Source organism: Winogradskyella sp. PG-2 (genome assembly GCF_000828715.1).
Lineage (GTDB): Bacteria > Bacteroidota > Bacteroidia > Flavobacteriales > Flavobacteriaceae > Winogradskyella.
Genome location: NZ_AP014583.1, coordinates 449,907 through 468,315, shown reverse-complemented (window position 1 = coordinate 468,315; position 18,409 = coordinate 449,907). Strand labels below are relative to the sequence as shown.

The 18,409-nt window shown below is 34.6% G+C and carries 11 protein-coding genes and 1 tRNA gene; 7 read left to right on the top strand and 5 right to left on the bottom strand.

Features of this window, described 5'->3' with window-relative positions; genetic code table 11:
- Window positions 1–18: 18 nt before the first annotated feature.
- On the top strand, window positions 19–7,140 hold the full coding sequence (locus tag WPG_RS02135) for a T9SS type B sorting domain-containing protein (RefSeq protein WP_231850240.1): 7,122 nt from the start codon (window positions 19–21) through the stop codon (window positions 7,138–7,140).
- Window positions 7,141–7,212: 72 nt separating this feature from the next.
- On the opposite strand, the gene WPG_RS02130 is transcribed toward WPG_RS02135, so the two are convergent.
- Together WPG_RS02130 and WPG_RS17195 are read right to left on the bottom strand one after the other, a co-directional pair.
- Complete coding sequence (locus WPG_RS02130) at window positions 7,213–8,745, bottom strand: OmpP1/FadL family transporter (protein ID WP_045468778.1); 1,533 nt, start codon at window positions 8,743–8,745, stop codon at window positions 7,213–7,215.
- A 36-nt stretch (window positions 8,746–8,781) separates the two neighbouring features.
- A complete protein-coding gene (locus WPG_RS17195) occupies window positions 8,782–9,924 on the bottom strand; it encodes a hypothetical protein (protein ID WP_052471124.1) in 1,143 nt (380 codons plus the stop codon).
- A 100-nt stretch (window positions 9,925–10,024) separates the two neighbouring features.
- On the opposite strand from WPG_RS17195, the gene proS reads away from it, so the two are divergent.
- From proS to rpsT, 3 genes are all read left to right on the top strand, one after another.
- A complete protein-coding gene (gene proS, locus WPG_RS02120; protein ID WP_045468775.1) occupies window positions 10,025–11,503 on the top strand; it encodes a proline--tRNA ligase in 1,479 nt (492 codons plus the stop codon).
- 109 nt (window positions 11,504–11,612) lie between these two features.
- Window positions 11,613–11,684, top strand: a tRNA-Glu gene (locus WPG_RS02115).
- A gap of 22 nt (window positions 11,685–11,706) precedes the next feature.
- The gene (gene rpsT / locus WPG_RS02110) at window positions 11,707–11,958 is read left to right on the top strand and encodes a 30S ribosomal protein S20 (protein WP_045468772.1); all 252 of its coding nucleotides are present in this window, start codon (window positions 11,707–11,709) and stop codon (window positions 11,956–11,958) included.
- A 140-nt stretch (window positions 11,959–12,098) separates the two neighbouring features.
- Here rpsT and rho read toward each other — a convergent pair whose 3' ends face one another.
- Window positions 12,099–13,751, bottom strand: a complete 1,653-nt coding sequence (rho, locus tag WPG_RS02105; RefSeq protein WP_045468769.1) for a transcription termination factor Rho — start codon at window positions 13,749–13,751, stop codon at window positions 12,099–12,101.
- A gap of 216 nt (window positions 13,752–13,967) precedes the next feature.
- Between rho and WPG_RS02100 the strand changes: the two genes are divergently transcribed.
- Entirely contained in the window at window positions 13,968–14,378 is a 411-nt protein-coding gene (locus tag WPG_RS02100; RefSeq protein ID WP_045468766.1) for a DUF4293 domain-containing protein, read from the top strand.
- Between the two features lie 63 nt (window positions 14,379–14,441).
- On the opposite strand, the gene WPG_RS02095 is transcribed toward WPG_RS02100, so the two are convergent.
- The gene (locus tag WPG_RS02095; protein WP_045468763.1) at window positions 14,442–14,936 is read right to left on the bottom strand and encodes a metallophosphoesterase family protein; all 495 of its coding nucleotides are present in this window, start codon (window positions 14,934–14,936) and stop codon (window positions 14,442–14,444) included.
- A gap of 101 nt (window positions 14,937–15,037) precedes the next feature.
- Between WPG_RS02095 and truA the strand changes: the two genes are divergently transcribed.
- Both truA and WPG_RS02085 read left to right on the top strand, forming a co-directional pair.
- Complete coding sequence (gene truA / locus WPG_RS02090) at window positions 15,038–15,784, top strand: tRNA pseudouridine(38-40) synthase TruA (protein ID WP_045468760.1); 747 nt, start codon at window positions 15,038–15,040, stop codon at window positions 15,782–15,784.
- A 23-nt stretch (window positions 15,785–15,807) separates the two neighbouring features.
- Window positions 15,808–17,577 carry an ABC transporter ATP-binding protein gene (locus tag WPG_RS02085; protein ID WP_045468757.1) on the top strand — a complete coding sequence of 590 codons (1,770 nt, stop codon included), beginning with the start codon at window positions 15,808–15,810 and terminating at the stop codon, window positions 17,575–17,577.
- Here the strand turns inward: WPG_RS02085 and WPG_RS02080 are convergent.
- Complete coding sequence (locus tag WPG_RS02080) at window positions 17,574–18,407, bottom strand: DUF3667 domain-containing protein (protein ID WP_045468754.1); 834 nt, start codon at window positions 18,405–18,407, stop codon at window positions 17,574–17,576. The two genes, WPG_RS02085 and WPG_RS02080, sit on opposite strands and share 4 nt — an antisense overlap.
- Window positions 18,408–18,409 lie beyond the last annotated feature (2 nt).

The following is an 18,409-nucleotide window of genomic DNA, read 5'->3' as shown; positions in this document are numbered from 1 at the left end:
AACTGATAAAACAGTATAATGAAAAATATTTTACTCCTATTCATATTCTTAACTTCAGGTATAGTTTTCTCTCAAGATATATTGATGCAAAATGGTACGTTTAGCCAATGTACTGATGTATTTTATGATTCTGGAGGGGAATTCGGAAACTATAGTCTAGATGAAAATTTTGTAACTACTATATGTTCAGATGTTCCTGGGGATTTTGTTGCTTTAGATTTTACACTTTTTGATACTCAACAAGGCCTTAATGTGGATACCATGAACATTTATGATGGTGATGATACATCGGCTAACTTAATAGGTAGTTATTTTGGTCCAACTACGGATCCAGGTCTAATATCTGCTACAGCTGCTAATACATCGGGTTGTCTTACTATTGAATTTATATCTAATGATTCTGGTACATCAGCGGGTTGGGCAGCAGATATTTTATGTTTTACTCCTTGTCAAACAATTACTGCTTCAATAGATAGTACAAACCCTCCTGCTGCTTCAGGAATTATTGAAGTAGATCCAGGTGAACAAATTACTTTTGATGGGAGTGCTACTTTTTCAGGAGATGGAACTGGAGCAACTTACACATGGGATTTTGGTAATGGCGATATGCTTACAGGGGAATCAGTAAACTATGCTTATCCCAATCCAGGTAGTTATACATTGACGCTTACAGTTACCGATACGAATCCTTTGGGTTGTTCAGGTACAGATAGTTCAATTCAAGTTAATGTTTTAGATAATGATACCTGTGCTGGTGCTTTACCAATATGTGATGGTATTAGTGATGTACCTTCTCCAGTTGGGACTGGAGCTGCTGAAGCAGGTATCGATTATGGATGTTTAGGATCTCAGCCTAGACCAAGATGGTATTTCTTACAGACAGGTGATGAAGCAGGTGATTTAAGTTTTACTTTAACTCAGACTTCAGGACCTAACGGTACTGGAGGTGGAAATGATGTAGATTTTATTATATGGGGACCATTTGCTCAGCCAGAATGTGGGGCAGATGATTTAAATGCTAGTACTCAAGTAGATTGTAGTTTCTCTGCAGCTGCTACAGAACAGATAGATATACCTAATGCACCTGCTAATTCTTATTATGTTTTATTAATAACTAATTATAGTACATCTGCTGGTTTTATTAATTTAGTTTTAAACCCAGATCCTAATTCTAATGCCACAACAAATTGTGATATCATTTGTCAAGTTGATTTAGGGGATGATCAAGAATTATGTAACAGTGCCGATTATACGATTAATCCTTCTTTCAATGGAGCTTTTAATACTTTTGAATGGCAAAAAGACGGAGTTACTATACCAGGTGAGACAAGTTCTACGCTTACCGTAACAGAATCTGGTACTTATACCTTAATTGCTGATGGTAGTGATGCGGTATTTGGTGATCCTTGTACTTCTGAAGACGAAGTCGTTATTACAATAGCTGACGATTTCATTTTAAATGATATAGCATTAACAGAGTGTAGTGCTACAACCATAGCTAATTTTGATTTAGACGCTGCAGTTGCTGATATTTTAAATCCATTAGATACAATGGATTATACAGTTTCTTTCCATAATAATCAACCAGATGCTGAAAATGGTAATGCAGCCGTAACTGTTACAAATTCTTATTCTGGTACTGATGGAGAAATTTTATATGTAAGAGTTGTGGCCAATGGAACAAGTTGTTTTTCAACAAGTACAGTAACATTAGGTTTTTCAATACAACCAACGATTAACGTTGTAAATAATTTAATGGTTTGTGATGATTTTAGTAATGATGGTTTTGGGGATTTTGATTTAGGTTTACAGACTGCTACGATATTAGGTAGTCAAAGTCCGACTGATTTCACGGTGACTTATCACACGAGTATTGTAGATGCAGAGATGGGTGTAGGAGCCTTACCAGATTTGTATACCAATACGAGTAATTCGCAAGATATCTATGTAAGAATAGAGAGTGTAAGTGACAGTAATTGTTATAACGTTACAGGGTCAGTCGATTTCACATTAACAGTCAACACACGAGCGATAGGCAATATGCCAGAAAATATGATGACCTGTGATGATGTAAGTAACGATGGTGTAGAGCAATTTGATTTATCGACCCAAGAAGCAGATATACTAGCAGGTCAAGACCCATCGATTTACAATGTATCGTTTCATGATACCCAAGACGATGCGGATAATAATGAAGGAGCCTTACCGACGCTTTATAGTAATACAGATCCAAATATTGAGACTGTTTATGTAAGAGTAGAAGACCCTTTACATCCAGACTGTTATGGTACGACAAGTTTTGATTTAATTGTCAATCCATTACCAATAGTATCATCAGTAACACCATTACAAGTATGTGATGACGACACGGATGGTTTTGTAGGCTTCCCATTAAGTACTAAAGAAGCGGAGCTATTAAATGGACAAACAGGAATAGAAGTATCGTTCCATGAGAATATGTCAGGGGCAGAGATGGATACAGCAGAAATTTTTGATGGTTATATCAATACGACGGCAAATAACGACACTGTATATGTAAGATTAGAGAATACAATGACCAGTTGTTATAATGTCACTGCATTGCCACTCGAAGTTTTAGAAAACCCAATAGCCAATCCAACGACACCTTTAGAAGTTTGTGATGATGATAATGATGGTTTAGCCACTTTCAATTTAAGTTTACGTGATGTAGAGGTTATAGGAACACAAACAGGAATGGTGGTAAATTACTATGATACTGAAGCAGAAGCTATAGCAGGTAATAATCCATTAGCAAACAATTATAGTAATATAGTAGCAGGATCTCAAGTTATCTATGCACGAATAGAAAATGATGTTACAGGTTGTTATGCTACGACAACCTTACAATTAATTGTTAACCCACTACCAACAACTATAGAGATTGGTGATTATGAGTTGTGTGACGAGAATAATCCAGGTGATGGACAAGAGTTATTTAATCTCACTACCAAAGATGCAGAAATAATAAACGGCCAAGTTAATGTTACGGTAGCTTACTATGGAAATCAGATGGATGCCGATTTAGGAATTAATGAGATTACTACATTATATGCAAATACGATAAGCAACCCTCAAGAAGTATTTGCAGTACTGACCAATACACTCACTAATTGTAGTTCTAACATTAGCTTTGATTTAGTAGTTAATCCATTACCATCCTTAATCGCACCTACCGCTTTAGAGGTTTGTGATGATGCTACACCAGACGGACTCACAGAGATGGATTTAAGTTTAAAGAACATCGAGATTACAGGGAACAACCCGAGTTATGCAGTGAGTTACTATGAGAACTTGTCAGATGCGCAATCAGAGACAAGTCCACTACCAACATTATATACCAATACAAGTAACGGACAAATCATCTATGTACGTGTAGAAGATACAGGTACAGGCTGTTATGATACAACAACTTTAGAGTTAGTCGTAGAACAAGCACCAATCGCTAATCCAATACCAACAGCGTTGACCTATTGTGATCCAGACAATGACGGTTTTGGGGTTTTTATGCTAACAGATGCAGATAATGATATTACAGGAGGTGCAGCAGGACTCACCGTGAGTTACCATGAGACTTACGCCAATGCAGACAATAATGTAGATGCCATAGATACCACAGTAGATTACAATAATATTGTAGTTGATGAGCAGACGCTATACGCCAGAGTAGAAAGTGCAACGATAGCGACAGCCTGTGCAACACTAGTAGAGTTACAATTAATCGTAGAACCAAGCCCACAGATTATAGAGCCAACACCATTAGAGGAGTGTGATGATATCTCAGCAGATGGCTTTGCAAGTTTTGATTTAACGACCAAGGCAGACGAAGTCTTAAACGGTGCAGATGCGACAGATTATATTGTAAGCTATTACGAGACGCCAGAAAATGCAAACGACGCTAATAATCCAATAGCCAATCCAACGGCTTATACCAATACAGAAAACACCCAAACAATATGGATACGTGTTGAAGACAGTAGTACTGCGGGAGGCTGTTATAAGGTTACAAGTTTAGTACTTAAAGTCAATCCATTACCAGTATTAGTACAACCAAGCCCATTAGAGGAGTGTGATGTTAACAATCCAGGAGATGAATCAGAAGCCTTTATGCTAGACGACGCCAGAGATGAGATACTCAATGGTCAAACAGGAATTACCCTAACATATTATGAAACACAGGCAGATGCAGACGCAGCAACCAGCCCAATAGGGAGTTCATATACCAATACGAGTAATGCACAGACGATTTATGTAAGAGCAGAGAACGATGATACAGGTTGTTATAGCACCATTACATTAACCTTACGTGTAGATCCAATTCCATCACCAGAACCAGATCCAGACCCTATAGAAGTTTGTGATGATGATAATGATGGTTTTGCAGAATTTGATTTAGAGCAACGCACCATAGAAATTATAAATGGTGAGTTAGATGTTGTGATTAGTTACCATGAAACGGAAGAAGAAGCTAACCTAGGTGATAATCCAATCACAGGCTTATATACTAACATTATGGCGAACAGTCAAATGATTTATGTACGATCAGAGAACACCATCACAGGTTGTTATAGTCTCACCTTAAATACGTTAGAGTTAATTGTAGTTCCATCGCCAGAAGTACCAACAGATATAGCACCTTATGTGTTGTGTGATGATGATGCTAATGGGATGACTCAATTTGATTTAACAACCAAAGCATCAGAGATTTTAGGCACTCAAAGTGCAACAGACGTTATATTGACCTATCATTTGAGCGCAGCCGCAGCAGAAGCAGGTAATAGTGCAATCATTAATGTAGGTAACTATACCAATACAATGAACCCACAGGTTATCTATGTGAGGTTATTCAATCCAACAACAGGTTGTCAAGATACAGGAGAGTTTGAGTTACAAGTAGAATTACCACCAGTAGCAGTGCAACCAACACCATTAGAGGATTGTGATGATTTAGGGGAATCCCCAGGAGATGAGATGACGACTTTTGATTTGACGTTAAAAGACGCAGAGATCACAGGAGGTAATGCCAGTTGGTCTGTAGATTATTATGAGACTGATGCAGATGCTCAGTCGCAGATGAATGCGATACCAGACCCAACCCAATATACAAATACGTCCATAGGAGGTTTACCACAAAACCCACAAACTTTGTACGTAGTGGTAACCGATACAGATACAGGTTGTGTGGACTTCACTACAATGACCATTAGAGTATTACCTAATCCAACTCCAACGGATATACTACCAGATTTAGTGTTATGTGACGATATCAATACAGGAGATGGGGAAGAAGTCTTTGACTTAACAGAAAATGAGATACTGCTATTAAATGGTGAAGTTGGAGTTACACCGACGTATCATGAAACACCAGAAGATGCAGACTCAGGTAGTAATCCAATACTAGATCCAATAAACTATACCAATACACAAACACCACAAACGATTTACGTAAGAGTAACCAATGATGTTACAGGCTGTTATACCATAGTTGATTTTGCGCTCATCGTAAATCCACTACCAGCAGTAATAGCAGTAACAGACTTTATACAATGTGAATTAAATACTGATGGTATCGATAGTTTTGATTTAACAACTAAGGATGCAGAAGTCTTAAATGGTCAAGACCCAATGGAGTTTGTAGTGACCTATCATGAGAGTTTATTAGATGCAGAAGCAGAGATGAATGCCTTAGTAAGCCCTTATACTAATCTTACAAATCCACAAGAGATTTTTGTAACGATAACCAATACAGTAACAGGTTGTTCGATTAGTACACAACGTTTTAATATCCAAGTGGATGAAGCTGCGCAGGCCAATCCAGATATGGAAGCTATTGTGTATGAGGAGTGTGATGATAATATGGGGACTGATGGAAACCCATCAAATGACAGTGTACAATTTGATTTAGCAACTCGCGACCCAGAAGTATTAGACGGTCAAGATCCAGCGAATTATATAGTCACTTATTATGCAACAGAGGACGATGCGAATTTAAATGTAAACCCATTACCTAACCTGTACGAGAATATCGTAAATCCACAGGTGATTTATGCAAGAGTAGATAATAACACGTTAACAGTGATCTCGATTAACTTAGATTTAGCAGGTCTGGCAACAGGCTTAGATTTAGATGGGGATGGCACTATAGATACTTATGATGCAGATGCAGATGGGGTGTTTGATTTGATTGATGTCGATGGAGACGGTATCTCAGATGCTATAGACACCAATGCTGATGGTTTTATAGATTTTGTAGATGTAGATGGAGACGGACAAGGAGACCCAGTAGATATTACCAATGATGGAGTGTTTGATAACCAAGTTGATGGATCAATTTGTTTTGAAGTAGCCGAGTTAACCTTACAGGTAAATCCATTACCAGAATTTGATTTAGAAGACAGTTATATCTTATGTATTGATACCAATGGTACAGAAGTATTAAGTAGTCCAGTATTAGACACAGGCTTATCAGAAACGGATTATAGTTTTGAATGGAGTTACAATGGGGCTATCCTTCCAACAGAAACAGGATCTAGTTTAGCGCCAACCCAAGGTGGAACATATAGTGTTATCGTTACAGATATAAGTACATCGAGTGTTACAAGTTGTGTTAATATGGATAGCACAGAAGTGATAGAAAGTGCACCACCAAGTTTAACAGCAGAAGTGGTAACACAACTATTTGGTGATAATAACGTTATAGAAGCAGTTGCTACTGGAATCGGTGATTATGAATACAGTTTAGATAATGGTCCATGGCAAGATAGTGGTGTGTTTACCAATGTATCCTCAGGGATACGTATAATCACAGCACGCGATAAGATTGGTTGTGGATTAGTCAGTGTAGAAGTACAAGTAATAGATTATCCATTATACTTTACACCAAATGGAGATGGAAACCATGATACTTGGAATATAGAAGGTATTGGAAGTAGTGCAAAAATTTATATATTTGACCGTTATGGAAAATTACTGAAACAACTCAGTCCGACAGGATCGGGTTGGGATGGAACATTTAATGGTAGTTTAATGCCAACAAGTGATTACTGGTTTACAGTTATTTATAACGAACCTATTAATGGTAACCAAAAAGAATTTAAAGCCCATTTTACCCTGAAACGATAGTTCACATTATTCTATAAAAAAGAAAGCCTTAACATCATTTGTTAAGGCTTTCTTTTTATTCTTAGTCGAGTATTAAATTCTAAATCCTAATGTTAAAATAACATCAGTAAACTTTGACTGAATTAGCGCAGTATCTGTTAATCCTGAAGAAAATAACTGATAATTAGTATCGCGCTCAGCTTGGCTATATGCTATATCAAGATTAAAATCTCCAAAGCTATAACCTAAACCAAGTGAATAACCAGTTAAGTCACCATAAAAAGTATCATCTTTATATGGACTTTCTTCAAAACGATAACCACCTCTAAAACTAAATTGTTTATGACGATATTCGCCACCAAATTTATAGGTCGATGCCGTCGTTAAGACATTACTAAGTTCATTATTTAAACTAGAAAATATGGCATCAGTAGTAGGTCTAAATTTAGCATCAGTGTAGTCTTTAACTGAATAATCAAAACTCAATAAACCTTTCTTGCCAAATACATAAGCTAAGCTTCCAGTAATTTTTCCAGGTGTTTGCAATTTATATTCTGGATATATATTTATTACATCACTTATAAAGTTAATTTCTGGATCAGCATTGTTAGAGCTGATACCTTGTATTAATTCCTCATTTACTCTATACCACGTCGGTGAGTTATAAGATACACCAGCTCTCAATTGCTTAGTTAATTTAACAATTGTACCCAATTGAAATGAAAAACCGCTACCGTTTGTAGTCAATAAATTTTCGAAAGCAAGATTTTCAACTACAGATCCAGTATTAGAATTGGTTTCATTAAACCTTGTAAACTTTTCGTAATTAATAAAGTGCGCGTTCAGATTTAATCCAAAAAAGATTTTCTCATCATACTCAGTAGCAAAATTAAATGCTAATTTACCATTATAACCGGTTGATGAATATAGATAATCTTGGTTAAAATTTCCAGGGGCAATGTTTGAAACATAATTAGTTTCATCATCATTAGTATTATCATCTAAATTCATCGGATCTATAATGCCAGACCAATATCCCAAAAATGCTTGTTGTATATCATACCCATTATTAAGTGTTCCAATGTCAGCATAAGCTTCTTCTATAAATTCATTCTGTTGCAATTTTAAAATTCCAAAAGGAATATCTGAATTATTCGTAAAAGAAAGAAAATAGCTGTCTATTGAATTTGTATTTGTTCCACTTGCAACCCACTCATCATTAAAATCTGAAGAACGATCATAAGTAATTCCTAGAGTAAATTTTTTCCAAGGAGAATCAATGTTTGTATTTCGAAATACAAAAGCGGCTCCTAATTGATTTAAATCTACATTAGAATTTGAAAAAGAGTTTGTCGCATTGTTTGTATTATAAGTCACATCATTATTTTTATCGAAAAGACCTAGAGATATAGAAGCATGACTATTATTAAAAATAGCTGAACCAGCCGGATTAATATTAATAGATGACATATCACCACCTAAGGCTCCAAAAGCACCGCTCATTGCTCTAAAGCGAGCCGTACCTTGAATTTCATCCTGAGAATATCGTACGGCATCTGTTACATCTTGAGCAAAGAATTGGGACGTGCTTATTAAGCCTATGCAAAGCATAAGTATTTTTTTCATAAGTAATTTTTTTAAAATTTGAAATTCAACTAAAGTTTATCCTCTACCTCGTCTACCACTTGAAGAAGATCTAGATGAACTAGATGATCTAGAACTACTTGATGATCTAACAGAGCTAGAAGACCTTGAACTTGAACTTCGTGAAGAAGATCTCACACTTCCAGAAGAAGATCTTGAACTTCTTGTTGACCTTACACCAGAAGACCTCGTTGGAGAACTTGCTCTTGTAGACCTTGTAGGTGTGTTAGATCTTGTTCTTACTGATCTCGTCGTTGTAGGTCTAGTGGCTCTAGGAGTACTAGAGCGTGTTGTTCTTGTCGGAGTATAAGTTCTAACTGATCTCGTACTCCTTGTATTACCAATACTTCTAGAAGGTGAATTAGATCTGGTTCTTACACTTCTAGTAGATCTAGCAGCATTTGAAAGTCTACTGGTCGAGTAGTATCGTCTAGAAAGTGCTGAATTACTTCTTACTCTTCGGTTTAAACTATTGTTGTTATTAAATATTGATCCTCTTCTGCTATTAGCATAAGCAATTCTGCTTGAGTTTCTATAATAACCGTTATTCCAACCCCAATTATTATATCCTGGTGGACACCAAGCGTTCCATCCGCCCCATCCAAATCCATTGTTCCAACCCCAGTTATTCCAGCCATATCCCCAACCTGAGTTCCATCTCCATGCAGAGTTCCAGCCCCAGTTATTCCAACCCCATCGATTCCAACCCCAAGGACGTCCCCATCCAAAAGAGGCAACTCCGAAACCACCATTCCATAACCATGGATCATTAAATCCGTACCAGCCGTTATCAATTACATTTATTGTAACAGTGCTGTTTTGTCCCCAACCTCCATAAGAAGCTCTTTGTTCTAAAGTGTCTTGTGCTTGTTCAACATAATTACCTTCATAAGAATCTATATCTGTAAATATCTCACTCTCATCTTGTATTGCATTTAATTCGGCAGAATTTTCAGCGAAATAATTTTTATAATAATTAGAGTCACTAGTAGATGTCGTTACAACGTCTTGTTCAACCTCGGTGTTATTATCATCTGAGGCATAAATACCATCGTTGTCGTATCCTGCATATTGAAATGATCCACATGAAGTTAACACGGCCATTAAACCGAGTGCAACAAAAAATGGCAATTTTTGTTTAGTAATAGTTTTAAATTGCATATCTCTTTTATTTTATTGTTGAACAATGCAAAAATAGTTAGTTTTGCTGAACTATTTTTTTATTTAACAAAAGCACAATATCTGTGCCAAAACACTAAAAATGAGTAAAAATCTTACGAGTAGAGCTGAAGATTATTCAAAATGGTACAATGAATTGGTTGTAAAAGCTGATTTAGCTGAAAACTCAGCGGTTAGAGGATGTATGGTGATTAAACCTTATGGCTACGCTATATGGGAAAAAATGCAAGCTGAATTAGATAGGATGTTTAAAGAAACAGGACATCAAAATGCTTACTTCCCATTATTTGTTCCAAAAAGCTTGTTTGAAGCAGAAGAGAAAAATGCTGAAGGTTTTGCGAAAGAATGTGCTGTTGTTACACATTATAGATTACAAAATGATCCTGATAATGAAGGTAAACTTAGAGTTGATCCAGAAGCTAGATTAGAGGAAGAGCTTGTGGTAAGACCAACAAGTGAAGCTATTATATGGAATACTTACAAAGGTTGGATTCAAAGTTATAGAGACTTACCAATTTTAATAAATCAATGGGCAAATGTTGTGCGTTGGGAAATGCGTACACGTTTATTTTTACGTACAGCAGAATTTTTATGGCAAGAGGGACATACAGCACATGCTACAAAGAATGAAGCCATAGAGGAAGCAGAGCTTATGAATAATGTTTATGCAGAATTTGCAGAAAACTTTATGGCTATTCCAGTTATTAAAGGTGTTAAAACTGAAAGTGAACGTTTTGCTGGCGCTGAAGAAACCTTCTGTATTGAAGCTTTAATGCAAGATGGAAAAGCTTTACAAGCTGGAACTTCACATTTTTTAGGTCAAAATTTCGCAAAAGCTTTTGATGTAAAATTCACTAATAATGAAGGGAAACAAGATTATGTTTGGGCAACATCTTGGGGAGTTTCTACGAGGTTAATGGGTGCTTTGATTATGACGCATAGTGATGATAAAGGTTTAGTATTACCACCAAATTTGTCACCATTCCAAGTTGTGATAGTTCCAATATATAAGAACGATGAACAATTTGATGCTATTTCCGAAAAAGCAGAATCTATTATAAAGGAGTTAAAAGCATTAGGTATTTCGTGTAAGTTTGATAAAAGAACTACCCATAGACCAGGTGCAAAATTTGCACAACATGAACTGCAAGGTGTACCATTGCGAATTGCAATAGGTCCTAAGGATTTAGAAAATAAAACTGTTGAATTAGCAAGAAGAGATACCTTGACTAAATCTATTGTTGAGATTTCCGATGTTTCAAATATCATAAAAGATTTGTTAAGTCAAATTCAAGATGAGCTATTTGCTAAGGCTTTAAATTATAGAGATGCCCATATCACAGAGGTTGATAATTTTGAAGACTTTAAAAATGTGTTAGAAACTAAAACAGGCTTTGTATCTGCACATTGGGATGGTACGGCAGAGACTGAACAGAAGATAAAAGAATTGACTAAAGCTACAATCAGATGTATTCCAATGAATAATCCGTTAGATGAAGGAAAATGCGTTTACAGCGGAAACCTATCATCACAACGTGTTCTTTTTGCAAAGGCTTACTAAATTTTTTTCAAAAAATATATCTTAGTAGTTGCAACATTTAAAAATAGTTGTATTTTTGCATCCGCAATGGAAACATTGTAGGTACATTTAATTAGTAAAATAACCAAATGGCCCGTTCGTCTATCGGCTAGGACGCATGGTTTTCATCCATGTAAGAGGGGTTCGATTCCCCTACGGGCTACAATTTTAATAAGAAGAATATAATGGCAAATCATAAGTCAGCTTTAAAAAGAATTAGAAGTAACGAAAAAAGACGTGTACTTAACAGATATCAGCATAAAACAACTCGTAATGCTATTAAGAAATTACGTGAAATTACTGATAGTAAAGAAGCACAAAAAATGTTACCTTCTGTAATTGGTATGATTGATAAATTAGCAAAGAAAAATGTTATTCATTCGAACAAAGCTGGTAATTTAAAATCACAGTTAACTAAACATGTTGCTGCATTATAATTGTAGTAATTACTAAGATAATAAAAAAGTCTTTCCAAAATGGAAAGACTTTTTTTATTTCAAATACTTTTACTATCGATACACAAAAAAGCCTTGAATTTTTAATTCAAGGCTTTTGTTTTTATTTAGTCAAAAAGTCCTTATCCATTCATGGAAATAAGAAATTCTTCATTGTTTCTCGTTTGTTTAAATCGGTCGTTAATAAATTCCATTGCTTCAACCGGATTCATGTCTGCAAGATATTTACGCATTACCCACATCCTTTGAATTGTATTAGCATCTAATAAAATATCATCACGTCTTGTACTCGATGATGTTAGGTCAATTGCGGGGAAAATACGACGGTTAGAAATCTTACGATCTAACTGAAGCTCCATATTACCAGTTCCTTTAAATTCTTCAAAGATGACTTCATCCATTTTAGAACCTGTCTCTGTAAGTGCTGTTGCAATTATAGTTAAAGAACCGCCATTTTCAATATTACGTGCAGCACCAAAGAAACGTTTTGGCTTGTGAAGTGCATTAGCATCTACACCACCAGAAAGAATCTTACCAGAAGCTGGTTGCACAGTGTTATATGCTCTAGCTAAACGTGTTATCGAATCTAAAAGAATGACTACATCATGTCCACATTCTACTAAACGCTTTGCTTTTTCTAAAACAATATTTGCAATCTTTACATGCTCATGCGCTTCCTTATCGAAAGTAGAAGCGATAACTTCACCACGCACATTTCGTTGCATGTCAGTTACCTCCTCAGGACGTTCATCAATTAACAATATCATTTGGTATACTTCAGGATGATTTGCAGCAATAGCATTGGCCACATCTTTAAGTAACATGGTTTTACCTGTTTTTGGTTGAGATACAATCATACCACGTTGTCCTTTTCCAATAGGTGAAAACAAATCCATAATACGAGTAGAAATCGTGGCTTGTTTTTCTGCTAAATTGAACTTCTCTTGAGGAAATAATGGGGTTAAGTGTTCAAAAGCTACACGGTCTCTGACTACATTTGGATTTTGACCATTAATTTTACTTACCTTAATTAAAGGGAAATATTTTTCACCTTCTTTAGGTGGTCTTACATGTCCAAGAACTGTATCACCAGTTTTTAAACCAAATAAACGTATTTGTGATTGCGATACGTATATATCATCAGGAGATGTTAGGTAATTATAATCAGAAGATCTTAAAAACCCATAACCATCTTGCATGATGTCTAAAACACCTTCACTTTCAATAATAGCATCAAATTCAAAATCTGGTTCGCGGTAACGGTTTCTGTTATCCTTATTACCGTTATTCTTTTGATTATTGTTATTACCTCTATTATTGTCTTTAGAACGATTTTGATTATGCCTTTTATCGTTATTTTGATTATTGTTAGAACGACGATTATCGTCTTTTCGATCATTGTTAGACTTATGATCTTGTTTTTTATGATTTTGTCTATCGTTATTAGACTTATCATTATTTTGCCTGCGCTCCTGAGGTTTAGGTTCTTCTTTTTTATCAGAAAACTCTATAGTTTTTTGATCTTTATTATCCTCAGCAGGCTTAGGTTTCTGTACCCTTGCACGTTTTTGTTGTGGTTTGTTCTGTTTTGGTTGAGGCTTAGTTTCAGTTTCAACCTTAGCTTTAACAGCATCAGGATTAGCAGCTTGGTAATCTAAGATTTGATAAACCAAGTCTAATTTTTTTAGTGAACGGTATTTTGGTACCTTTAGTTCTTTTGCTAGTTCCTGTAATTCAGGAAGCTTCTTAGCTTTTAACTGTGAAATTTCAAACATTCGTATGTGTATAATGTATTATAATTTTGATATTATTAATTCAATGTTTTCTAAATGAAATAAAAAGAAAAAAAGTGAAATTAATTTGGAAGATTAGAAAGATGTTACTCAGTATGTTACTACTTTCTATTGCAATTATACAACTTTATTTTAAAACAAATTCTATCTTTTTAAAAAATAAACTACTAATTTTGCAAGGCTTTTTTAATTAAAGATATGATTCAACGCATACAAACACTTTATCTAATCTTATCTGCTGGAATTTCGGCAGGTTTAATTTTTGTGTTTCATTTGTGGACTAACAATGCAGGTAGTAAAGTATTTGTTTTAGATGATTACTTGTATTTAGGACTGTTTTTAGGTTCTGCATTGCTATCTTTAATTTCAATATTTATGTTTAAAAACAGGAAGTCTCAATTTGTAATGGGACGACTTAATATCATATTAAACTTTATTTTACTAGGAATCTTTGTTTATCAATCTCTAAATATATCTGGAGAAACTAACGTTTCTGAGAAAGGTATTGGGATTCTTCTTCCTATTTTTTCTATTGTGTGTTTAGTCTTGGCTAACAAGGCTATTAAAAAGGATGAAGATCTTGTAAAATCTGTAGATCGATTACGATGAACCTAAAATCTTAGTAGTATTAGTGCGAAAAACCCAGACGCTGCCGTCTGGGTTTTTCATTTTTTATCGTTTCTCAAATTCAATAACTTCTAAGTCATTTATTTGTTTACCATCAATTATAAAGCGTAACATGGTTCTGGTTTTATGGAACCCGTGTTTACCAACAGCACCAGGATTCATATGTAGTAAGTTTAGTTTTTTATCAGGCATAACTTTAAGAATGTGTGAATGGCCTGTAATAAAAATATCTGGTGGATTAACAACTAATTCTTCTCGAACTCTATTATTATACTTTGGAGGATAACCGCCAATATGAGTCATCCATATATCTACTTCTTCACACATAAATCTATTATGAAGCGGGAATTCAGTTCTAGTTTTAGCGTCATCGATATTTCCATAAACTGCTTTTAGAGGCTTAATTTTTTGGATGCTATCCGTTACATTTAAATCGCCAATATCACCAGCGTGCCAAATTTCGTCTGCTTGTTTAACATACTTAAGTATGGCATCGTCTATATAGCTATGTGTGTCTGATAATAAGAGTATTTTTTTCATATTTATTTTCCTAGAAATTGAAAATCTGCATCTTTATAATTTAGCATTTCTTTAGGAACTAAAACTGTTATCTTTGTGTCTTTACAAAAGTAAGATTTCTATTGCGATATTTCATTGAACTTTCATATAATGGCAAAGCCTATCATGGGTGGCAGAACCAGCCTAATGCTATTTCTGTACAAGAAGTTATAGAAAAGGCGTTAAGCACTATTCTTAAGAACGATATTGCAATAATTGGAGCAGGAAGAACAGATGCAGGTGTGCATGCTTCTCAAATGTTTGCGCATTTTGATTATAAAGGTAGTTTTGAATTGAATGATTTAGTTTACAAGCTAAATTCGTATTTACCAAAAGACATAGCAGTTATTACAATTTTTGAAGTTAAACATGAAACGCATGCTAGATTCTATGCAGAAAGTAGAACGTATCATTATAAGGTTTCAACTTCAAAAAATGTATTTGATTACGATTTTGCCTACCAAGTACAATTGCCTTTAAATGTAGATGCAATGAACCAAGCCTGTAAAATCTTATTTAAATATAAAGACTTTCAATGCTTTTCTAAAACTAATACCGATGTAAAGACGTATAATTGTGATATAAAAGAAGCATTTTGGACAAAGAATTCTAATCAACTAATATTTACAATTACTGCAGATCGCTTTTTACGTAATATGGTTAGAGCTGTAGTTGGGACTATGATTAATATTGGTTTAGGGAAACTAAAACCAGAGGATTTACATAGAATAATTTCCTCTAAGGATAGGGGAGAAGCTGGATTTTCAGTGCCAGCTCATGGTTTATATTTGGTAGAAATTATTTATCCAGATTCAATAAGAATAAATTAATACTGAATTAGGTTTAATACATAATGGCAGAAGAGAAAAAGAAAATATTTGATATGTCGCTTTTTAAGCGTTTACTTCAATACATAAAACCTTATCGTATGGTTTTTGTGATTTCTTTATTCTGCGTTATAGGACTCGCTTTATTTGGTGCTTTTAGACCTTATGTTTTAAAAGAAGCCATTGATGTTAAGATAGCTAATAAACAATATGATGGTTTTGTTTTTTACATGGCCATTATGCTAGGTTTATTGATTTTTGAGGTTATTTCTCAACTTCTTTTTATCTATTACGCTAGTTGGCTTGGACAGTCTGTGGTTAGAGATATACGTGTGAAGCTATTTCGTCATATGCTCAAATTTAAAATGACCTATTTTGATAAATCATCTGTTGGTGTTTTAATCACACGAGCAGTAACTGATATGGAACGTATTGCTGATATTTTTGGACAAGGTCTTTTTATGATATTTAGCGATATTCTAAAAATGGTCGTTGTGGCTGTATTCATGGCGTTTATAAACTTTAAACTAAGTTTAATTGTTTTTGCTACAATGCCAATTATAATAATTGCAACTAAGATTTTTCAAAGGTATATGAAACGTGCTTTTGAGGATGTGCGTACAGAGGTTTCTAATTTAAACTCTTTTGTACAAGAGCGGGTCACAGGCATGAAGATCTTACAACTGTTTACTCGTGAAGAAACAGAATATAAAAACTTTAAAGCCATTAATGAACGCCATAAAAAAGGTTGGTTAAAAACAGTTTGGTATAACTCTATTTTCTTTCCTATTGCAGAGTTTGTATCCTCTCTTACATTAGCTATGGTTATTTTGGTTGGAGGTTACGATGCTGTTTCTGAAAATCCAGGAACCACATTGGGAGACTTAATTTCATTTACAATGTTTATCCCAATGCTATTTAGACCTTTATATCAAATAGCGAATAAGTTTAATACGTTACAAATGGGAATGGTCGCTGCAGACCGTGTGTTTAAAGTATTAGATACAGATTCTAATATCGATGATGCAGGAACTATTGAAGCTAATCATTTTAAAGGTGAAATTGAATTTGAAAATGTAAGATTTTCTTATTTAGAAGATGAAGAGGTTTTAAAAGGTATTTCGTTTAATGTGAAAGCTGGAGAAACCGTTGCTATTGTAGGTGCTACAGGAGCAGGGAAATCTACAATTATCAATCTATTAAATCGTTTTTATGAAATCAATTCTGGAGCGATTAAAGTAGACGATACTGATATAAAAGATATGACCTTGAGTTCGTTGCGAAATCAAATCGCAGTTGTTTTACAAGACGTATTTCTCTTTGCTGATACGATTCTAAATAATATTACACTTAATAATGATTATATTACTGAAGAAGATGTGGTAACAGCAGCTAAAGCTATTGGTATTCATGATTTTATTTCAAGTCTTCCTGGTGGCTATCACTATAATGTTAAAGAACGTGGTGTTATGTTATCTTCTGGTCAACGTCAATTAATTTCTTTCTTAAGAGCATATGTAACAAATCCAAGTATTTTAATATTAGATGAAGCAACATCTTCAGTAGATTCCTATTCTGAACAATTAATACAAGATGCTACAGACACTATAACTAAAGGAAGAACCTCAATTGTAATTGCTCATAGATTGGCTACCATTCAGCAAGCTGATAAAATCATTGTTATGGATGCAGGACACATTGTTGAAATGGGTACGCACAAATCACTTTTAGAAAAAGAGAATGGTTACTATAAAAACCTTTATGAGGTTCAGTTTTTAAAGGCTGAAGCTGTTTAATTAATTGAATCTTTTAGCGCTTTTTGCGCTTCAATTGCTGCTTTCTGAGATTCAATTAAACTTTGCATAACTTCTGAATCTTTATATATAATACCTATAATCACACCTAGAATTCCTATGCCAATCATAATAACTATCAATATTCCAAAAAAGAAAAGTGATCGTAAGATGATTCCAGAAAATGATAATTTGTACATCCTCTTATAACAATAGGCGAAATAGGCTATTTGTAAAAAGATGCTGGCTGATCCTAGAATACCAGCTGGAAGCTGAAATACTAACAAGATTATATTTAAAAAGGAACTTACTAAAGAGAATTGTGCCATGATGTACATAGACATTACTAAATGCTCAGTAAAGTTATATTCCTTTCTGTTTATAAAAACTAAACGAGAAATTAAAGCATAAAGTGGGATAAATGAGATCATCATAAAAGAATAATACTTTTGGATAAATGATCCATATCTAGCCATTATCTCTTCCTGTCCTTCAGCAACACCAACGGACGACATTTCTGTCATTGCATCAGGAAAATATTTGCTTAAAATAAGCATGTAAACACCGCCAACTGTAAGCGATAATGCTATATAACTAATTGGGTTGACGTAGCGTTTTCGCATACCATCTATATAACCTCCCATCACCACTTCTGGTTTTCTGAAAAGATCAATAACTGTTCTTAAGAGCTTATTGTCATAGTTAAAAAACGTTTCACTGATATGCTCAAAGAGGTTTTTGAATGTTAGACGATTTCTAATGATTTTTCCACCGCAATTTCTGCAGTAATCATCGTGCTCTTGTAATTCTGTATGACAGTTTTTGCAATTCACTA

Coding starts and splice junctions, on each gene's coding strand:
- WPG_RS02100 (WP_045468766.1), top strand. CDS start 13,968: ATGATTCAACGCATACAAACACTTTATCTAATCTTATCTGCTGGAATT.
- rpsT (WP_045468772.1), top strand. CDS start 11,707: ATGGCAAATCATAAGTCAGCTTTAAAAAGAATTAGAAGTAACGAAAAA.
- WPG_RS02085 (WP_045468757.1), top strand. CDS start 15,808: ATGGCAGAAGAGAAAAAGAAAATATTTGATATGTCGCTTTTTAAGCGT.
- WPG_RS02130 (WP_045468778.1), bottom strand. CDS start 8,745: ATGAAAAAAATACTTATGCTTTGCATAGGCTTAATAAGCACGTCCCAA.
- proS (WP_045468775.1), top strand. CDS start 10,025: ATGAGTAAAAATCTTACGAGTAGAGCTGAAGATTATTCAAAATGGTAC.
- rho (WP_045468769.1), bottom strand. CDS start 13,751: ATGTTTGAAATTTCACAGTTAAAAGCTAAGAAGCTTCCTGAATTACAG.
- WPG_RS02095 (WP_045468763.1), bottom strand. CDS start 14,936: ATGAAAAAAATACTCTTATTATCAGACACACATAGCTATATAGACGAT.
- WPG_RS17195 (WP_052471124.1), bottom strand. CDS start 9,924: ATGCAATTTAAAACTATTACTAAACAAAAATTGCCATTTTTTGTTGCA.
- WPG_RS02135 (WP_231850240.1), top strand. CDS start 19: ATGAAAAATATTTTACTCCTATTCATATTCTTAACTTCAGGTATAGTT.